A 15802-nucleotide genomic window follows, 5' to 3' on the forward strand; every position below is an offset into this window, starting at 1 on the left:
GACGAGGCTCTCCGGGCCGTCGGCCGCGCGCATTCTTCGAGGACGTCATGTCGTCTCCCCGCTCCATCATCATCGATACCGACCCCGGCCAGGACGACGCGGTCGCGATCATGCTCGCCCTCGGCCATGCCGAAGCGCTCGACGTGATCGGGATCACCGCCGTCGCCGGCAATGTCGGGCTGCCGCTGACCGCGAAGAATTCCCTCAAGCTGCTCGAATTGGCTGGCCGGACGGACATCCCGGTCTATGCGGGGGCGAGCGCGCCGCTGATGGTTCCCCTTGAGACGGCCGAGTATGTGCACGGGGAGACGGGCCTCAACGGCTGGACGTTCCCGGAGCCGACCACGGCGCTGCGACCGGAGTTCGGTCCGGACTTCATCGTCGAGGCGGTGATGAGCCGGCCGCCGAAGTCGGTGACGCTGTGCCCGCTCGGGCCGCTCACCAACATCGCGCTGGCCATGGCGAAGGAGCCGCGAATCGCGGACCGGATAGACAAGATCGTGCTGATGGGCGGGGCACAGATCGAGGGCGGCAACGTCACGCCGACGGCCGAGTTCAACATCTACGTCGATCCCCATGCGGCGGCCCGTGTGTTCAACTCCGGCGCCGAGATCGTGGTGATGTCGCTCGACGTCACTCATCAGGCGCTGATCAAGCGCGCGTGGCTGAATGAGTTGGCCGGCCTCGGTACGAAGTGCTCCGAGGCCTTCGTGGGGCTGCTCTCGTTCTACGAGCGCTACGACGAAGAGAAGTACGGCTCCGATGGCGGGCCGCTGCACGATCCCACCACGATCGCCTGGCTGCTGAAGCCGGAGCTCTTCAAGGGCAAGTTCGTCAACGTGGAGATTGAGACGACGCCGGGGCTCTGCTTCGGGCAGACGGTGGTCGACCGCTGGAGCGTCACCAAGCGGCCGAAGAATGCGACCTGGATCACACATGTCGATGCCGATGGCTTCTTCGACCTCATCCTGGACGCGTTCCGGCGCCTTGGTTGAACGAAAGGTCGTGGAAGCGCCGCATTCTGGGGCGAGGTGAGCTTTTCAAGCCGGGCCACGGGTGCTAGCACCCGGAGGCTCTCCCGCTCAAACCGATCCGGTCCCGCCGCCCGATGACGCCAGCCCGCCTTCGCCTTTCGGCGCTTGCCGCCGTCGCCATTCTTGCGGCGACCCCTGCGTCGGCCGAAAAGGTCGCCAACAAGGTCGCGGTTTTCACGGGGCTCGACAAGATCACCGGGCGCATCATCACGTTCGACGTGCTGATCGACGAGACGGTCCAGTTCGGCGCCCTGCGGGTGACGCCGCGCGTCTGCTACACGCGGCCGCCGACCGAGACGGCGCAGACGGACGCGTTCGTCGAGGTGGACGAGATCACGCTGGACAACGCGATCAAGCGGATCTTCACCGGCTGGATGTTCGCCGCCAGCCCGGGCCTGAACGCCGTAGAGCATCCCGTCTACGACGTGTGGCTGAACGACTGCCAGCAGGATCGCGTTGTGGCCGGCGCCGGCGGCGCGGCCGATCCCGGCGCAGCAGCCGGCGAGGGGGGCGGGCCGGTTCTGATGGTCGACGGCATCCCGGTCCCGCGGCCCAAGCCGACGGCACCGTCCGAGACTCTTGCGGCGCCGACGCCGAGCGATATCGTCCCGGACATTCCGGAGACGGCGGAAGAGACACCCGGCGAGATCCTCGACTGATTCCGGCCGGACGCGGCTAGGTCCGTGCGATCCAGCGCAGTGCTTCCTCTCCCGAGACGGACCGGGGAAGGGCGAAGAAGTCGGCGGGTTGGACCAGCGCCTCCTCCAGCTTCCGGCCGTAGATCTCGCGCGGGATCTCGGTCGCCCCGAACTTGAGGAGGTGCTCGGTGACGAACTGGGTGTCCAGCATTCGGTAGCCGCCAGCCCTCAGGCGGGCGACGAGGTGGACGAGCGCCACCTTGGACGCGTCGGTCACCGTGGAGAACATGCTCTCGCCGAAGAACACGGCGCCGAGCGAGACCCCGTAGAGGCCTCCGACCAGGTTTCCGTCCGACCAGCACTCCACGGTGTGGCAGTGGCCTCGCCTGAACAGCTCCCCATAGAGCCGCCGGATACGGCCGTTGATCCAGGTCTTGGTGCGCCCGGGCGCGGGCGACGCGCAGCCGTCGACAACCCCGAAGAAGTGCGTGTCTACGCAGACCTCGAAGAGCTCCTGGCGCACGGTCCGGGCCAGCCGCCTTGGGAGGTGGAACGCGTCGAGCGGGAGCACACCGCGCCATTCGGGCTCGACCCAGAAGAGGGTGGGATCGTCGGCGCTCTCGGCCATCGGAAACATGCCGCAGGCGTAGGCCTTCAGCAGCACGTCGGGCGTGATCTCGAAGGTCAGGTCGTCGCGTGACGTCATCAGCCGGTCCCGGTTTCGATGACCAGGATACGCGTACCGTCCAGGAAGGGGAATGCGGCGCGGACGCCGAACCGGCGAGGATCGTGGCGCGCGGGCATCCGCCGATTCGCTCGAAACGATATTTTATCCGCAAGATGCTCCATCGGAGCAGAATAGATATTCGAATTACTAGGGATAAAGTCCCTATCAAACAAGAATAGTTCCTGTTCGTATGGGACTGTGTCCCATTGATGATCTAGGTCATGTGCCCTACTTTTGGGATGAAACAAGTTCCTCCAGCGCGACGTTCTGGTTCGACACACGGGGCGGCGCAGAAGATCAAAGGAGGACATCATGCGTTCTGCGATTGCTACACTGATGATTATGGCTGCTGTTGGTGGCGCTCAGGCCGGACCGATCGCCGATTCCGTCGCCCAGGTGCCGGTGTCCCTGCCGGCGGCGCTCGACGTGGTGACGGCAACGATCGGGTCGAAGATCACCCACCTGGAGTTCGAGAGCCGGGACGGGGTGCCCACCTACGAGTTCATCGTGGAGACGGCCGCCGATGTCTATTACGTCGGCGTGAGCGGCACGACGGGTCTGGTGACCGAGGTGGATGTCATCGCGGACGATGACGACGCGCGCTTCAAGGCGCTCGCCAAGATCTCCGAGGACGACGCCAAGGCGGCGGCGATGGCGAACTACAAGGGCGAGGTCGAAGAGGTCAAGCGGCTGCTCCTGTCGGACGGGACCGCCGCCTTCGAGGTGGATGTCGAGATCACCGGCGCCGGCGGCGAATACAACGTCTACGTCGACGCCGCGAGCGGCAAGGTCAAACTCGTCAACGTCGAGTACTGGGAACTCGGCGAAACCGTTCCGGGCGATGCGGATTGAGCCTTCCCTCAAGGTTCCGTTCGTATCGGCCGGGGGCAGCCGGCAAGGCCATCGCCGAGCCGGTTGCCCTAACTTCGGGAAATACTCCCAAAGCGAGGGAGAGTTTTCGCTGCCCATGACGCGGAATCATGGAGGAAGTTTAACTGGTACAGACGCTTGGGCGAGGGCATCCTCTGATCGTCGGCTTCAAGGCGGGCCGGCCGAAAGGGGATCCCTAGCCCACGACGGTCCGGTCTGCCAGCCAACACGCGGTATCCCTCAATGCCGCACCTGATTGCAGGACACGGCGCGTCCACCTCGACGATCCGATGATCCATAGAACAAGCGGCTGCTCTCCCCGGGGCGGCCGCTTTCTTTTTTATGAGAGCCGGGAGAATTTTCCCGCTCTGCCGTGCAGAATACCCTTCCTTGTGGGAAGAAGGATGCCGGTCTCCCAATAAGGCGGCCGCCCGCCTTTCCGGGGTGCTCGTCCGGAGGAGTGAAATGTCGCTGAGGGGCCGGTTGATAGGAGCGATCGCCGTCGTTCTGGCCGCCGCTCTGCTGATCGGCAGCGTGTTCTCCTATGGGCACGCCCAGCGGAAGGTCCTGCTGGAGATGGACGCTGCGATGGACGTGGCGCGCAACACCATCGCGCGCGCGATCCGTGAAGCCCCGCAGCCGATCCAGCGCGCGACGCTTGTCGTCGCCCTGCGGGTGTTCGACGGGGATCGGCATGTGCGCGCCGAACTGCTCGGTCCTGGGGGCAAGGTGGAGATGGTCTCCGCCCTGCGTACGCCCGCGGGGGAGGTGCCGGACTGGTTCGTCCGGCTGGTTGCGCCTGATTTCAGCGGACATGAGGTTGTCATCACGCCTGTCGTCCAGGGCGGATGGTCGATCCGGCTGGTGCCCGATCCGCGCAGCGAGGTGGACGAGGTCTGGACCGACATGCTGCTGAACCTGTCGGTGCTGTCGGTCTTCTGCGTCGCGGCCTTCGTCTTCGTTTCCGCCATCATCAGCCGCGCGCTGGCGCCGATCGCCTCGCTGTCCAGCGCCTTCCGGGCCATAGGCGAGGGCAACTACGCGGTGCGTATCGCCGAACACGGCACGCCGGAACTGAAGCGCCTCTGCGCCGGCTGCAACGATATGGCCGGCCGTCTGGAAGGCATGGCGGCGCGCAACCGGCAGCTCTCCGACCAGCTGATCCGCCTGCAGGACGAGGAGCGGGCGGATCTGGCACGCGACCTTCACGACGAGGTCGGACCTTTCCTGTTCGCGATCGACGTGGATGCCGCGGCGCTGGCGGGGATGGCCGAATCGCGCGGACCGTTGCCGGCGGCACGGGTGGGGGAGCGTGCGGAGGCAATTCGGCAGGCGGCCGCGCATGCCCGCAAGTACGTCCGCTCTATCCTCGGCCACCTGCGTCCGGGCGTCGCCGGCAGCCTCGGCCTCTGCGCGGCGATCCAGGAACTGGCCAACTTTCACGCCGAGCGGCACCCGAGCGTCGTCTTCGAGCTGGACCTGCCCGACAGGGGCTTCGGCAATGCGCTTGATTCGGTGATCCTGGCGGTCGTCCGCGAGGCCGTGAACAACGCGGTGAGACATGGCCGGCCCGGGCGGGTCGAGGTATCCATCGTGCCGATGGACAACGAAGTGGCCTTCTCGGTGAAGGACGACGGCGACGGCCTGCCGGCGAACGTCCAGGCCGGGGGCTACGGGCTGATCAACATGCGCGAGCGGGTGGAAAGCGTCGGCGGCACGATCACCGTGGCCAACCGAGCCTATGGAAAAGGCGTCGCGGTCTCGGCCGTGATCCCGCTTGCCGAGGCGGACAGCAGCCTGAATGGCGGAGAAGAGGTCAAGGAGGTGGCATGAAGATTCTGATCGTCGACGACCACGTGATCGTGCGGGAGGGCGTCAGCCGCCTGCTCGCCGAACTGCCCGGCGCCATCATCCGCGAGGCGGAGAACGCGGCCGACGCGATGACCATCTTCCGGACGGAACCGCCCGACGTCATCGTCCTCGACATCAACCTGAAGGGCAACAGCGGCCTGGAGTTCCTGCGCAAGATCAAGGCGGAGGATCCGGCGGTCCGCGTCGTCATCTTCAGCATGTACTCCGACGTGGTCTACGCCACCTCGGCCCGGCGGGCGGGCGCGCTCGGCTACGTTTCCAAGAGCGCGGCGTCCGACCAGTTGCTGATGGCGGTCAAGCGCGCCGCGCGCGGCGAGACCTACGTGGACAGCGCGATTGCCAGCGAGCTGGCTCTGACCGCCTTCTCGCCGCAGGAGAACGTCAATCACCTCTCCAACCGCGAGCTGGAGATCCTCAGCCTGCTCGCCGACGGCAAGAGCCTCTCCGACATCGCGGACGCGCTGGGCGTCGCCTACAAGACTGTCGCCAACACCTGCACGCGCATCAAGGAGAAGCTCGGCGTCGACCGCACCGCAGACCTGATCCGCTTCGCCGTGGAGAACCGGCACATGCGCACGGTGACGCCGGACGAGTCGCGCTGGTAGGGGGGCGTTCGGGGAAAGCGCTCGCGCCTCGGGCCGAAATGCGCTAGATCCGGCGTCCTCCCGAGGATCGAAGATCGACTTGATGGCCGGATACCCCCAGCACGCCTTCGCCGTAGCCCCGATGATGGACTGGACCGACAGCTTCTGCCGGCGGTTCCATCGGCGGTTGACGTCGCGCGCGCTGCTCTACACGGAGATGGTCACGTCGGCGGCGATCCGGTTCGGCGACCGTCCCAAGCTGCTCGGCTTTTCCCCCGACGAACAGCCGGTGGCGTTGCAGCTCGGCGGTTCGGATCCGGGCGAACTGGCCGAGGCGGCGGCCATCGGCGAGGCCTTCGGCTACGTGGAGATCAACCTCAATTGCGGTTGCCCGTCCGACCGGGTCCAGTCCGGTCGGTTCGGGGCATGCTTGATGCGCGAGCCGGATCTGGTGGCGGACTGCGTTGCCGCGATGAAAGCAGCGGTTTCGGTTCCCGTCACGGTAAAATGCCGGATCGGCGTCGACGACCAGGATCCGGAGCAGTCTCTCGACGTGTTAGCCGATGCGGTGCTCCAGGCGGGGGCCGATGCGCTCTGGGTGCATGCACGCAAGGCTTGGCTGAAGGGCCTCAGTCCCAAGGAGAACCGCGACATTCCCCCGCTCGACTACGACCGGGTGCTGCGGCTGAAGCAGCGCTTGCCCGAAGTCTTCATCGGCATCAATGGTGGCATCGCCACGCTGGACGATGCCGAGCGGCTGCTCGCGGTCGGGTTGGACGGGGTGATGCTCGGGCGGGCCGCGTACCACGATCCCGGCCTGCTCGCGAGCGTCGACCGTCGGATCTACGGCGTGGACCAGCCCGACACCGATCTCTTCGACGCGGTGGACGCGATGCGGCCGGTCATCGCCGAACACCTTGCGGCCGGCGGGCGGCTGGGGCAGGTCACGCGGCACATGCTGGGGCTCTTCCATGGACGGCCCGGCGCGCGCGCCTGGCGGCGGATCCTCACGGAGGGCGGCGTCAAGGCCGGCGCGGGGCTGGAGGTGCTGGACGCGGCGCTCGCGGCGGTGCGCCGGCCGGAACGCGCCGCCGTCGCCTGACGACCAAGGCTGCGGCAACGCGGCTACGGCACTGCTTCGATCAGGCCTGGAAGGGATCCGTTGCCAGCCACTTCTCCAGCCAATGGATGTCGTACATGCCGTTGGCGATGTCCTGGTTGTCGACGAGGTGGCGGAACAGCGGGATCGTCGACTGGATGCCGTCGACGACGAACTCGTCCAGGCAGCGACGCAGCCGCATCATGCATTCCACGCGCGTGCGGCCGTGGACGATCAGCTTGCCAATCAGGCTGTCGTAGTGGGGCGGGATGTTGTAGCCCTGGTAGACGCCGCTATCGACACGAACACCCAACCCGCCGGGCGGATGCCAATACGTGATCTTGCCGGGCGACGGCGCGAAGGTGGCCGGGTTTTCCGCGTTGATGCGGCACTCGATGGCATGGCCGTTGAAGGTGACGTCCGACTGGCGGATCGTCAGCGAGGCGCCGGAGGCGACCTTGATCTGCTCGTTGACGAGGTCGATGCCGGTGATCATCTCGGTCACCGGATGCTCCACCTGCAGGCGGGTGTTCATCTCGATGAAGTAGAACTCGCCGTCCTCGTAGAGGAACTCGATCGTGCCGACGCCGGAGTATTTCAACTCGGCCATGGCATCGGCGACGATGCCGCCGATACGGTCGCGCTGTTCCTGGTTGAGGGCAGGCGAGAGCGCCTCCTCCCACACCTTCTGGTGCCGGCGCTGGAGCGAGCAATCGCGTTCGCCCAGATGAATGGCGTTGCCCTTGCCGTCGCCGAGAACCTGGATCTCGATGTGGCGCGGCTTGAGGAGATACTTCTCGATGTAGACGCTGTCGTCGCCGAACGCGTTCTTGGCCTCGGAACGGGCCGCCGACAGGGCCGACGACATCTCGTCCTCGGTCATGGCGACGCGCATGCCGCGCCCGCCGCCGCCGGCGGCAGCCTTGACCAGCACGGGGTAGCCGATCTCGGCAGCGATCCGCATCGCGTCCTCGTCGGTGGTCACCGCGCCGTCGGATCCGGGCACCACGGGAATGCCGAGCCGGCGTGCGGTGTTCTTCGCCTCGATCTTGTCGCCCATGATGCGGATGTGTTCCGCGGACGGGCCGATGAAGGCGATGTTGTGCGCCGAGAGGATGTCCGCGAAGCGCGCGTTCTCCGACAGGAAGCCGTAGCCCGGGTGGACCGCTTCCGCGCCGGTGATCTCGCAGGCGGCGAGCAGGCTCGGAATGTTGAGGTAGCTGTCGCGGGCCGGCGGCGGGCCGATGCACACGCTCTCGTCAGCGAGGCGCACGTGCATGGCGTTGGCGTCGGCGGTGGAGTGGACCGCCACCGTTTCGATGCCGAGTTCCTTGCAGGCGCGCAGCACCCGGAGGGCGATCTCGCCGCGATTGGCAATGAGGATCTTGTTGAACATGCGTGTTGCGCCGCTCACTCGATGATCATCAGCGGTTCGCCGTATTCGACGGGCTGACCGTTGTCCACGAGGATGGCGGTGACCTTGCCGGCACGGGGCGCGGCGATCTGGTTCATGTGCTTCATCGCTTCCACGATCAGCACGGTCTGGCCCTGGCGGACGCTGTCGCCGATCTCCACGAAGTTTCGCGAGCCGGGCTCGGGCGCGAGGTAGCAGGTGCCGACCATCGGCGAGGAGACGGCGCCGGGATGCGTGGCGGGGTCAGGCGCCTTCACTTCACCAGGGGCGATGGCCGGCGCGGCGGGCGCTGCCGCCTGGGCGGCGGGGGCAGGGGCAGGCGCATAGGCCGCCGCGGGCGCCGGCATGCGAGCCACGCGGACGCGCAGCTTGTCCTGCTCGACCTCGATCTCGGTCAGGTCTGTCTCGTCGAGGATCTCGGCGAGCTTGCGGATGAGGTCGTAGTCGATCGCTTTGGTGGTCATCGTCTGGTCTGCACTCCGGCCTGGATCACTTGCTGAGGATCGCGGCGATGGCATCCAACGCGAGGAGATAGCCCTGGGGGCCGAGCCCGACGATCACTCCGCTCGCCACAGGCGATACGTAGGAGTGGTGGCGGAAGGTTTCGCGCGCGTGGACATTGGACAGATGGACCTCGATCAGCGGCACGCCGGTTCCCTTGATGGCGTCGTGCAGAGCGATCGAAGTATGGGTGTATGCGCCCGGATTGATCACGACGCCCGCGCCGCGGCGGCCGGCCTCGTGGATCCAGTCGATCAGGACGCCCTCGTGGTTGGTCTGGCGGAAATCCAGGCTCAGACCCAGCGCGTCGGCCTTCTGCCGGCAGGACGCCTCGACGTCGGCCAGCGTCGCCGCGCCATAGACGCCGGGTTCGCGGGTGCCGAGCAGGTTGAGGTTGGGTCCGTTCAGGACGAGGACGTCGCGCGCCAAAGGGGTTCATCCGAAAGGCAGGGAATCGCGACAGCGTGCCGCCCCTGCGGGAACACCCTTATAGGCATTCGCTTTCCGGAAAAAAAGGGAGGAACCCGACGCCAGTGTGGGTTCCTCCGGCGCAATCAGCAGGTCGCCTTCCCGCACTCGCGGACGGCGACGATCTTGGCGCGCAGGTCGTCGATGCCGACCGCGCCGAAGATGACCTCGTCGGCCAGGACATAGGAAGGCGTGCCGGAGAGCCCCAGCTTGTTGGCGATCGTGTAGACCTCCTCCAGGGTGGATGCGACCTCAGGATCCTTGAGGCGCGCCTCGACGGCGGCCGGATCGATGCCCGCTTCCTCGACGGCCGCCATGGCGCGCTTCTCGTCGGCCTGACCCGGACCCAGCAGGAGCGCCTTGTGGAAGTCCAGGTACTTGTCCGGCGCGGCCAGGTTGACGGCGATCGCCACGCGGGCGGCCTCCACCGAACCCGGTCCGAGAACCGGGAACTCCTTCAGGACGATCTTCACGTCCTTGTCGTCCTCCAGCAACGCGAGCGTGTCCTCCAGCGCGCGTTTGCAGTAGCCGCAGTTGTAGTCGAAGAATTCGACCAGAGTGATCGGCGCCTTGGGGTCGCCGAGTACCACCTGCCGCTGGCTGGTGTAGAGCTTGTCCTTGACCTCTCCGACGGCGGCAACCCGCGCAGCGGCTTCCGCGTCCTGCCGCTTCTTCTGCAGGGCGACGAGAGCCTCTTCGATCACTTCCGGATTGTTGACGAGGTAGTCGCGCACCACCGCCTCGATCGCGTCCTTGTCGACCGCCGAAATTTCCGCCGCGGATGTCGCCGGCCCCAGGAACGTGGCGGCGGACAGGAAGCCGGCGACCAGGACGGCTCGAAGGGCGGACGAGGGCATGCTCAGGGACTCCGATTCAAAGGTCGTCTGTTCAGTATCTCTTCGGATTGTATGTGACCAGATCGTCGGCGCGAAGCCACGCCGGCGACCCCCGCTTCAATTTCGCTTGAGCGCGCATCGCATACTGCTTGGCCGATTTGACGTCACCCGCCGCGAAGGCGCCTTGGGCCGTCGCAAGGTCCGCCATCGGGATGTTCCCCGTCCGGGCATAGGCGATGGCAAGCTGCCGATAGGCGATCGCGTTGTCCGGGTCGTTGCCGAGGCCCTTGGTCAACTGCTCGATCGCCTCCTTCATGTCGCCGTCGCCGTTGGCGGCGATCAGCGCCTGGCCGAGCAGGACACGGATCTGACCCTCGCCGGGATCGAGGCTCACAGCCTTCCGCAGGGGCGCGACCGCGGCCTTGGGGGATCCTGTGTCGAGAAGGATCTGGCCCTTGAGTTCATGGAGGTAGGGGTTCTTCGGGTCGATGCCGATCAACTCGTCCACTGCGGCGATCGCAGACCGGGGGTCACCGTAGCGATAGGCGACGATGGCGCGCGCGTATTTGGCCGGCAGGCTCTGATCGTTGGGCGGGTAGGCGCGCGCGGTCTTCTGGGCCGCCCCGGTGAAGGCGATGAACTTGGCCCGCACCATGTTGTGACGGTGCTGCAGCATGACGTCGTCGACCGCATTCCAGTGCGGGCTCTTCTCGGCGGTCTCGCGGATCTGGATGATGCGGTCCGCCGCCAGGGGGTGGCTCAGCACATAGGGGTCGTTGAAGGCGGCGCCGAAAAGCTGCTGGCGCGACAGCCGGTCGAAGGTGGCGATCATGCCGCGCGCGGACTGCCCGGTCTTGGCGAGGTAGCTGAGGGCGGCCAGATCGGCCGAGGACTCCTCGGTCCGCTGGTAGGCGAGGAGGCTGCGCATGCCGATCTGCCCGCCTCCGGCCGCCGCCGCCACGCCGCCGCGCGCGGCCTGCTTGTTGCCGCCGGCGGACCCGGCGATCGCGCCTGCGGCGCCCGCGAGGATGCCGATCGCGGCCAGGATCTGCGCCTTGACGATCGCCTCGCGCAGACGCGCCAGATGGTTGCCGGCGAGATGGCCCGTCTCGTGCGCGATCACGCCGATCAGCTCGTTCGGCGTTTCTGTCTGCATCAAGGTGCCGGCGTTGATGAAGATGTGCCGGCTGTCGGCCACGAAGGCGTTGAAGTTGGTGTCGTTGACGATCTTGATCTCGATGTTCGCCGCGCCGAGCCCGGCGGCCTTGAGGATCGGGCGGGCATAGTCGCGGACGAGCGCCTCGGCTTCCGCGTCGCGGATCAGGGCGACGCGGCGGCCGCGTTCCTGGGCGAGGGCGGGCAGGGCGGACGTGACGACAAGGCTGAGGGCGGTCAGGCCGGCCACGAGCGTGAGCGAAAGCCGTTCGGCCATGGGTGTCTCCGAGAGGCGCCCGTTGAGGGCTGGTCTTGCCGCGGATCGGCTGGTAGCAGAGGGGCCGTCCGACGGAGCGCGAAGGTAGGGTCGGGCAGGGTGGTCGGTCAATCCAGTCGGGAGAGGGTTCAAACGGATGCAGCCTTCCAAGCGCAGTGCGGTCTCGCCCTTCATCGCCATGGACGTGATGGCGGCCGCCAACGCGCTGGAACGCGCCGGCACGCCAGTCGTCCACATGGAGGTCGGAGAGCCAGGAGCACCGATCCCGGCCAAGGTGCGGGAGGCCGCGGAGGCGGCGCTCCGGCGTGGGCGGATCGGCTATACCGAGGCGCTCGGTCTGCGTGAGCTGCGCGAGCGGATCGCCCGGCACTACGCCGACCGCTACGGCGTCCGGGTGCCGGCCGAGCGTGTGGCTGTCACCAGCGGCTCGTCAGGCGGCTTCAATCTCGCCTTCCTGGCGCTGTTCGACGTCGGCGACCGGGTCGGACTGCCAACCCCCGGGTACCCGGCCTACCGCAACATTCTCCAGGCGCTCGGACTCACGGTCGTCGAGATTCCGACCACGGCGGAGAACCGCTGGCAGGTCACGCCCGCCATGCTGGAAGCGGTGCATGCCGAAGGCCCGCTCAAGGGCCTGATCGTCGCCTCGCCGGCCAATCCCTCGGGTACGATGATGGAGCGCCAGGGCATCGCCGACCTGATGGGCGCCTGCCGGTTGATGGGCATCTCATTGATCATGGACGAGATCTACCACGGGCTCGTCTACGAGGGCCAAGAGACCACGGCGCTGGAGTTCGGCGACGACGTGGTCGTGATCAACTCGTTCTCCAAGTACTACTGCATGACGGGATGGCGGATCGGCTGGATGGTGCTGCCGGAAGCGCTGGTGCGGCCGATCGAGCGGATCGCGCAGAACCTCTTTATCTCGCCCTCCGAGATCTCCCAGCGCGCGGCACTCGGCGCCTTCGAGGCGGTCGAGGAACTGGAAGCTGTGAAGGCCGGCTATGCCGCCAATCGGGCGCTGCTGCTAGACCGCCTGCCGGCGATCGGCTTCGACCAGTATCTGCCGGTGGACGGTGCATTCTACGTCTACGCCAGCGTCCGGCGCTTCTCCAACGACAGCCTGGACTTCGCCCGCCGGATGCTGAACGAGGCGGGGGTGGCGGCCACGCCTGGGCCGGACTTCGACACGGAACGCGGCCACGCCTATATCCGCTTCTCCTTCGCAGGCACCCACGAGGCGATGCAGGCGGCCTGTGACCGGCTGGAAGGCTGGCTGAAGCGCTGATCGCCGAGGAGACGTCGGCAAGCTGATGTGGAACGGGCGCCTTTCGGCGCCCGTCTCTTTTCGATCAGAAGAAGCTGCGGCGCTGCCACCAGCCGGAACGCTTGGGCCGGTCGTCGTCCTCGACCTCGACCCGGGCCGGCGTAGGCTTGCGGGCGGGAGCCGCCGCAGGCTCCGGAGCCGGTGCAGGCTCGGCAGCGGCAGCCGGCTCGGCGTGGTTTTCCTCGACCGCGGGCTCGTCGACCTCGACCTCGGCCGCGGGTTCGTCCTCATCTGCCGCCGTGTCGTCGTCGACCGATTCCGCACGCGCGGCTTCCTCGGCCACGAACTCGACGGGTTGCGAGGCGAAGGCCGGAAGAGCCGCGGCGGTGTCGACGGACGGAGCGGCTTCCTCGTCGGAAGCAGCGACCGTCGCCTCCTCGCCGGACGCTTCGACGTCCGAAGCCTCCTCGTCGCCGGCGATCATCTCGCCATCCTTGCCGTTCCGGCGGCGACCGCCACGGCGACCGCGACGTCGCGACCGGCGCTTGGCCTCGGCGGCCTCATCGCTTTCGCTCGTTTCGGCGGAAACCTCGTCGGCCCGACCTTCCTCGGACGCGCCCTCGGCGGCAACGGCTTCGCCGTCGCCCTCCGATTCGTCGCCGTCCTCGAACTCGTCACCGGCGGAGCCCGCTTGTGCGCCTTCGCCGGGCGTGTCGCCCGGACCACCGCGCCGGCGGCGCCGACGACGGCGGCGGCGGCGGTTCTGGCCGTCGCCCTCGGATTCGCGGCGGGGTTCGCCGTTGCGAGCGCGGGTCTCGGTGGTCTCCTCCTCGCCCTCCTCTTCCTCCTCGAGCTCCTCGACGGCGAGATCATCCTCGTCGAAGGGCTGAACGCTTTCCGGCGTCAGGGTGGAGGGCGTCGGCGGCGGCAGCGGGTTCAGGATCAGCTCGCCGCGTTCGAGCGCGAAATGCTGGTTGCCGAGGTGCTCGTCGGCCGAGATCGTAAGGACGAGACCGAAGCGGGATTCCAGATCAGCCAGGTGCTTGCGCTTCTGGTTCAGGATGTAGAGCGCCACGCCCGTGCGGGTGCGCACCGTCAGGTGGTGCGTCACGCCCTTCAGCAGCTGGTCCTCCAGCGCGCGAAGCACGTGCAGCGCCACCGACTCGGTGGAGCGGACGATGCCGGCGCCCAGGCAGTGGGTGCAGACTTCCGTGGAGCCTTCCAGCACGCCGGTGCGGATGCGCTGGCGGCTCATCTCCATCAGGCCGAAGTGCGAGATGCGGCCGACCTGGATGCGGGCGCGGTCGTTCTTCAGACATTCCTTGAGCTTGCGCTCGACCGACTTGTTGTTCTTCGACTCCTCCATATCGATGAAGTCGATGACGATCAGGCCGGCAAGGTCGCGCAGGCGCAACTGGCGGGCCACCTCCTCGGCGGCCTCCATGTTGGTGGCGAGCGCGGTGTCCTCGATGTTGTGCTCGCGCGTGGAGCGGCCCGAGTTGACGTCGATGGAGACCAGCGCTTCGGTCTGGTTGATAACGATGTAGCCGCCCGAGCGGAGCGTCACCTGGGGCGAGAACATCGCGTCCAGCTGCGGCTCGACGCTGAAGCGGGCGAAGATCGGCACCACATCGCGGTAGGGCTGGACGTTCTTGGCATGGCTCGGCATGAGCATGCGCATGAAGTCCTTGGCCTCGCGGTAGGCCTCGTCGCCGGAGACGAGAACCTCGTCGATGTCCTTGTTGTAGAGGTCGCGGATGGAGCGCTTGACCAGCGAGCCTTCCTCATAGACCAGGGTCGGCGCGGAGGATTGCAGCGTCAGTTCGCGCACGTTCTCCCACAGGCGGAGCAGATACTCGAAGTCGCGCTTGATCTCGGCCTTGGTGCGCGCGGCTCCCGCGGTGCGCAGGATGACGCCCATGCCTTCCGGCACCTCCAGATCGTGGGCGATCTCCTTGAGGCGCTTGCGGTCGGTGATGTTGGTGATCTTGCGCGAGATGCCGCCGCCCCGGCCGGAGTTCGGCATCAGCACGGAATAGCGGCCGGCCAGCGACAGGTAGGTGGTAAGCGCCGCGCCCTTGGTGCCACGCTCTTCCTTGACCACCTGGACCAGCAGCACCTGGCGCCGCTTGATGACTTCCTGGATCTTGTACTGCCGCATGCGCGGCTTGCGCCGCTCGGGCACTTCCTCCAGCGCGTCCTCCGCGCCGACGGACTCCACATGGTCCTCGTCGTCGTCGCCGTTGCCGTTGCCGTTGGAATGGATCTCGGTGACGGAACCCTCGTCGATCTCGGTGACCGCCGCGGCTGCCGGAGCGCGTTCACGCTCGCGCTCGCGTTCGCGGCGCGACTTGGACCGGCGCTCGTTCTCTTCCTGCTCCTCGCGCTCCTCAGCCTCGATCAGGGCCTGCCGGTCAGCGACGGGGATCTGGTAGTAGTCCGGGTGGATTTCGGAGAAGGCGAGGAAACCGTGGCGGTTGCCGCCGTACTCGACGAAGGCCGCCTGGAGCGAGGGCTCCACGCGTGTGACCTTAGCGAGATAGATGTTACCTCTGAGCTGCTTCTTGGTGGCTGACTCGAAGTCGAATTCCTCGACCCGGGTCCCGCGGACCACAACTACCCGGGTCTCCTCCGGGTGGGTGGCATCGATAAGCATCTTGTTGGGCATGAAAGGGAAGCTCCCGGCCGCGCGAAAGCGCCCGGCCGCCCGCGATCGGGCAGCAAGGGGCGCGCAAGGCCGTCAATGGGGGTGGTGGGGGTTGGAGCCGACGCCGGGCGCCCGAAGAACGACTCGACGACCATGCCGGAGGCGATACGCACTCCCGGATTTTGCCTGGTCGCAGTCGGCCTCGATATCGGCACGTTCGGCTCGTTCCTGACTCGCGTCACCGCCGGAGAACGGCGGATCGAAAAGCGTCTGGCCGGCGGTCGTCGGCCGCACGGCGGAACCGTCATCTTTTCGGTGATTCAGCACGGCCCAAGATTTCCACCACCACGACCGGCCCGTTGCATGGGCCGGAGAGGAGGTGGAGGCCGGGTTCGCTCCAGATTGCCGACCGG

Annotated in this window: 14 protein-coding genes; 7 read left to right on the forward strand and 7 right to left on the reverse strand. The window is 67.1% G+C overall.

Annotated features, from left to right (window positions below; translation table 11 throughout):
- Nucleotides 1-47 precede the first annotated feature (47 nt).
- Together HZ321_RS17440 and HZ321_RS17445 are read left to right on the forward strand one after the other, a co-directional pair.
- Nucleotides 48-995, forward strand: a complete 948-nt coding sequence (locus HZ321_RS17440; RefSeq protein ID WP_181703670.1) for a nucleoside hydrolase — start codon at nucleotides 48-50, stop codon at nucleotides 993-995.
- A gap of 113 nt (nucleotides 996-1108) precedes the next feature.
- Nucleotides 1109-1693: a DUF2155 domain-containing protein gene (locus HZ321_RS17445; RefSeq protein ID WP_181703671.1), complete on the forward strand. Its 585-nt coding sequence runs from the start codon at nucleotides 1109-1111 to the stop codon at nucleotides 1691-1693.
- A gap of 16 nt (nucleotides 1694-1709) precedes the next feature.
- On the opposite strand, the gene aat is transcribed toward HZ321_RS17445, so the two are convergent.
- Nucleotides 1710-2378 (reverse strand): leucyl/phenylalanyl-tRNA--protein transferase, encoded by a 669-nt coding sequence (gene aat, locus HZ321_RS17450; RefSeq protein ID WP_181703672.1) that lies wholly within the window; start codon nucleotides 2376-2378, stop codon nucleotides 1710-1712.
- A 333-nt stretch (nucleotides 2379-2711) separates the two neighbouring features.
- Between aat and HZ321_RS17455 the strand changes: the two genes are divergently transcribed.
- The 4 genes from HZ321_RS17455 to dusA all read left to right on the forward strand — a co-directional run bounded on the left by HZ321_RS17455 (nucleotide 2712) and on the right by dusA (nucleotide 6827).
- Nucleotides 2712-3251, forward strand: coding sequence for a PepSY domain-containing protein (locus tag HZ321_RS17455; RefSeq protein WP_181703673.1), 540 nt, complete (start codon nucleotides 2712-2714; stop codon nucleotides 3249-3251).
- Nucleotides 3252-3734: 483 nt separating this feature from the next.
- Nucleotides 3735-5102 carry an ATP-binding protein gene (locus tag HZ321_RS17460; protein WP_181703674.1) on the forward strand — a complete coding sequence of 456 codons (1368 nt, stop codon included), beginning with the start codon at nucleotides 3735-3737 and terminating at the stop codon, nucleotides 5100-5102.
- Nucleotides 5099-5746 carry a response regulator gene (locus HZ321_RS17465; protein ID WP_181703675.1) on the forward strand — a complete coding sequence of 216 codons (648 nt, stop codon included), beginning with the start codon at nucleotides 5099-5101 and terminating at the stop codon, nucleotides 5744-5746. The genes HZ321_RS17460 and HZ321_RS17465 overlap by 4 nt, the downstream gene beginning before the upstream one ends.
- 82 nt (nucleotides 5747-5828) lie before the next feature.
- Nucleotides 5829-6827 carry a tRNA dihydrouridine(20/20a) synthase DusA gene (gene dusA / locus HZ321_RS17470; protein WP_181703676.1) on the forward strand — a complete coding sequence of 333 codons (999 nt, stop codon included), beginning with the start codon at nucleotides 5829-5831 and terminating at the stop codon, nucleotides 6825-6827.
- Nucleotides 6828-6867: 40 nt separating this feature from the next.
- Here dusA and accC read toward each other — a convergent pair whose 3' ends face one another.
- From accC to HZ321_RS17495, 5 genes are all read right to left on the reverse strand, one after another.
- Nucleotides 6868-8220 carry an acetyl-CoA carboxylase biotin carboxylase subunit gene (accC, locus tag HZ321_RS17475; protein ID WP_181703677.1) on the reverse strand — a complete coding sequence of 451 codons (1353 nt, stop codon included), beginning with the start codon at nucleotides 8218-8220 and terminating at the stop codon, nucleotides 6868-6870.
- 14 nt (nucleotides 8221-8234) lie between these two features.
- Nucleotides 8235-8702: an acetyl-CoA carboxylase biotin carboxyl carrier protein gene (gene accB / locus HZ321_RS17480; RefSeq protein ID WP_181703678.1), complete on the reverse strand. Its 468-nt coding sequence runs from the start codon at nucleotides 8700-8702 to the stop codon at nucleotides 8235-8237.
- Nucleotides 8703-8727: 25 nt separating this feature from the next.
- Nucleotides 8728-9168, reverse strand: coding sequence for a type II 3-dehydroquinate dehydratase (gene aroQ, locus HZ321_RS17485; protein ID WP_181703679.1), 441 nt, complete (start codon nucleotides 9166-9168; stop codon nucleotides 8728-8730).
- A gap of 125 nt (nucleotides 9169-9293) precedes the next feature.
- On the reverse strand, nucleotides 9294-10064 hold the full coding sequence (locus HZ321_RS17490) for a DsbA family protein (protein ID WP_181703680.1): 771 nt from the start codon (nucleotides 10062-10064) through the stop codon (nucleotides 9294-9296).
- Between the two features lie 31 nt (nucleotides 10065-10095).
- Nucleotides 10096-11475 carry a M48 family metalloprotease gene (locus tag HZ321_RS17495; protein WP_181703681.1) on the reverse strand — a complete coding sequence of 460 codons (1380 nt, stop codon included), beginning with the start codon at nucleotides 11473-11475 and terminating at the stop codon, nucleotides 10096-10098.
- Nucleotides 11476-11611: 136 nt separating this feature from the next.
- Here HZ321_RS17495 and HZ321_RS17500 point away from each other — a divergent pair, with 136 nt between their 5' ends.
- A complete protein-coding gene (locus HZ321_RS17500) occupies nucleotides 11612-12763 on the forward strand; it encodes a pyridoxal phosphate-dependent aminotransferase (RefSeq protein WP_181703682.1) in 1152 nt (383 codons plus the stop codon).
- Nucleotides 12764-12827: 64 nt separating this feature from the next.
- Here the strand turns inward: HZ321_RS17500 and HZ321_RS17505 are convergent, their stop codons facing one another.
- Nucleotides 12828-15410, reverse strand: coding sequence for a ribonuclease E/G (locus HZ321_RS17505; RefSeq protein WP_181703683.1), 2583 nt, complete (start codon nucleotides 15408-15410; stop codon nucleotides 12828-12830).
- Nucleotides 15411-15802 lie beyond the last annotated feature (392 nt).

Source organism: Chthonobacter albigriseus (assembly GCF_013839445.1).
Taxonomy (GTDB): Bacteria; Pseudomonadota; Alphaproteobacteria; order Rhizobiales; family Pleomorphomonadaceae; genus Chthonobacter; species Chthonobacter albigriseus.

Coding starts and splice junctions, on each gene's coding strand:
- HZ321_RS17440 (WP_181703670.1), top strand. CDS start 48: ATGTCGTCTCCCCGCTCCATCATCATCGATACCGACCCCGGCCAGGAC.
- dusA (WP_181703676.1), top strand. CDS start 5,829: ATGGCCGGATACCCCCAGCACGCCTTCGCCGTAGCCCCGATGATGGAC.
- accC (WP_181703677.1), bottom strand. CDS start 8,220: ATGTTCAACAAGATCCTCATTGCCAATCGCGGCGAGATCGCCCTCCGG.
- HZ321_RS17445 (WP_181703671.1), top strand. CDS start 1,109: ATGACGCCAGCCCGCCTTCGCCTTTCGGCGCTTGCCGCCGTCGCCATT.
- HZ321_RS17505 (WP_181703683.1), bottom strand. CDS start 15,410: ATGCCCAACAAGATGCTTATCGATGCCACCCACCCGGAGGAGACCCGG.
- HZ321_RS17465 (WP_181703675.1), top strand. CDS start 5,099: ATGAAGATTCTGATCGTCGACGACCACGTGATCGTGCGGGAGGGCGTC.
- HZ321_RS17500 (WP_181703682.1), top strand. CDS start 11,612: ATGCAGCCTTCCAAGCGCAGTGCGGTCTCGCCCTTCATCGCCATGGAC.
- HZ321_RS17495 (WP_181703681.1), bottom strand. CDS start 11,475: ATGGCCGAACGGCTTTCGCTCACGCTCGTGGCCGGCCTGACCGCCCTC.
- HZ321_RS17455 (WP_181703673.1), top strand. CDS start 2,712: ATGCGTTCTGCGATTGCTACACTGATGATTATGGCTGCTGTTGGTGGC.
- accB (WP_181703678.1), bottom strand. CDS start 8,702: ATGACCACCAAAGCGATCGACTACGACCTCATCCGCAAGCTCGCCGAG.
- HZ321_RS17460 (WP_181703674.1), top strand. CDS start 3,735: ATGTCGCTGAGGGGCCGGTTGATAGGAGCGATCGCCGTCGTTCTGGCC.
- aat (WP_181703672.1), bottom strand. CDS start 2,378: ATGACGTCACGCGACGACCTGACCTTCGAGATCACGCCCGACGTGCTG.
- HZ321_RS17490 (WP_181703680.1), bottom strand. CDS start 10,064: ATGCCCTCGTCCGCCCTTCGAGCCGTCCTGGTCGCCGGCTTCCTGTCC.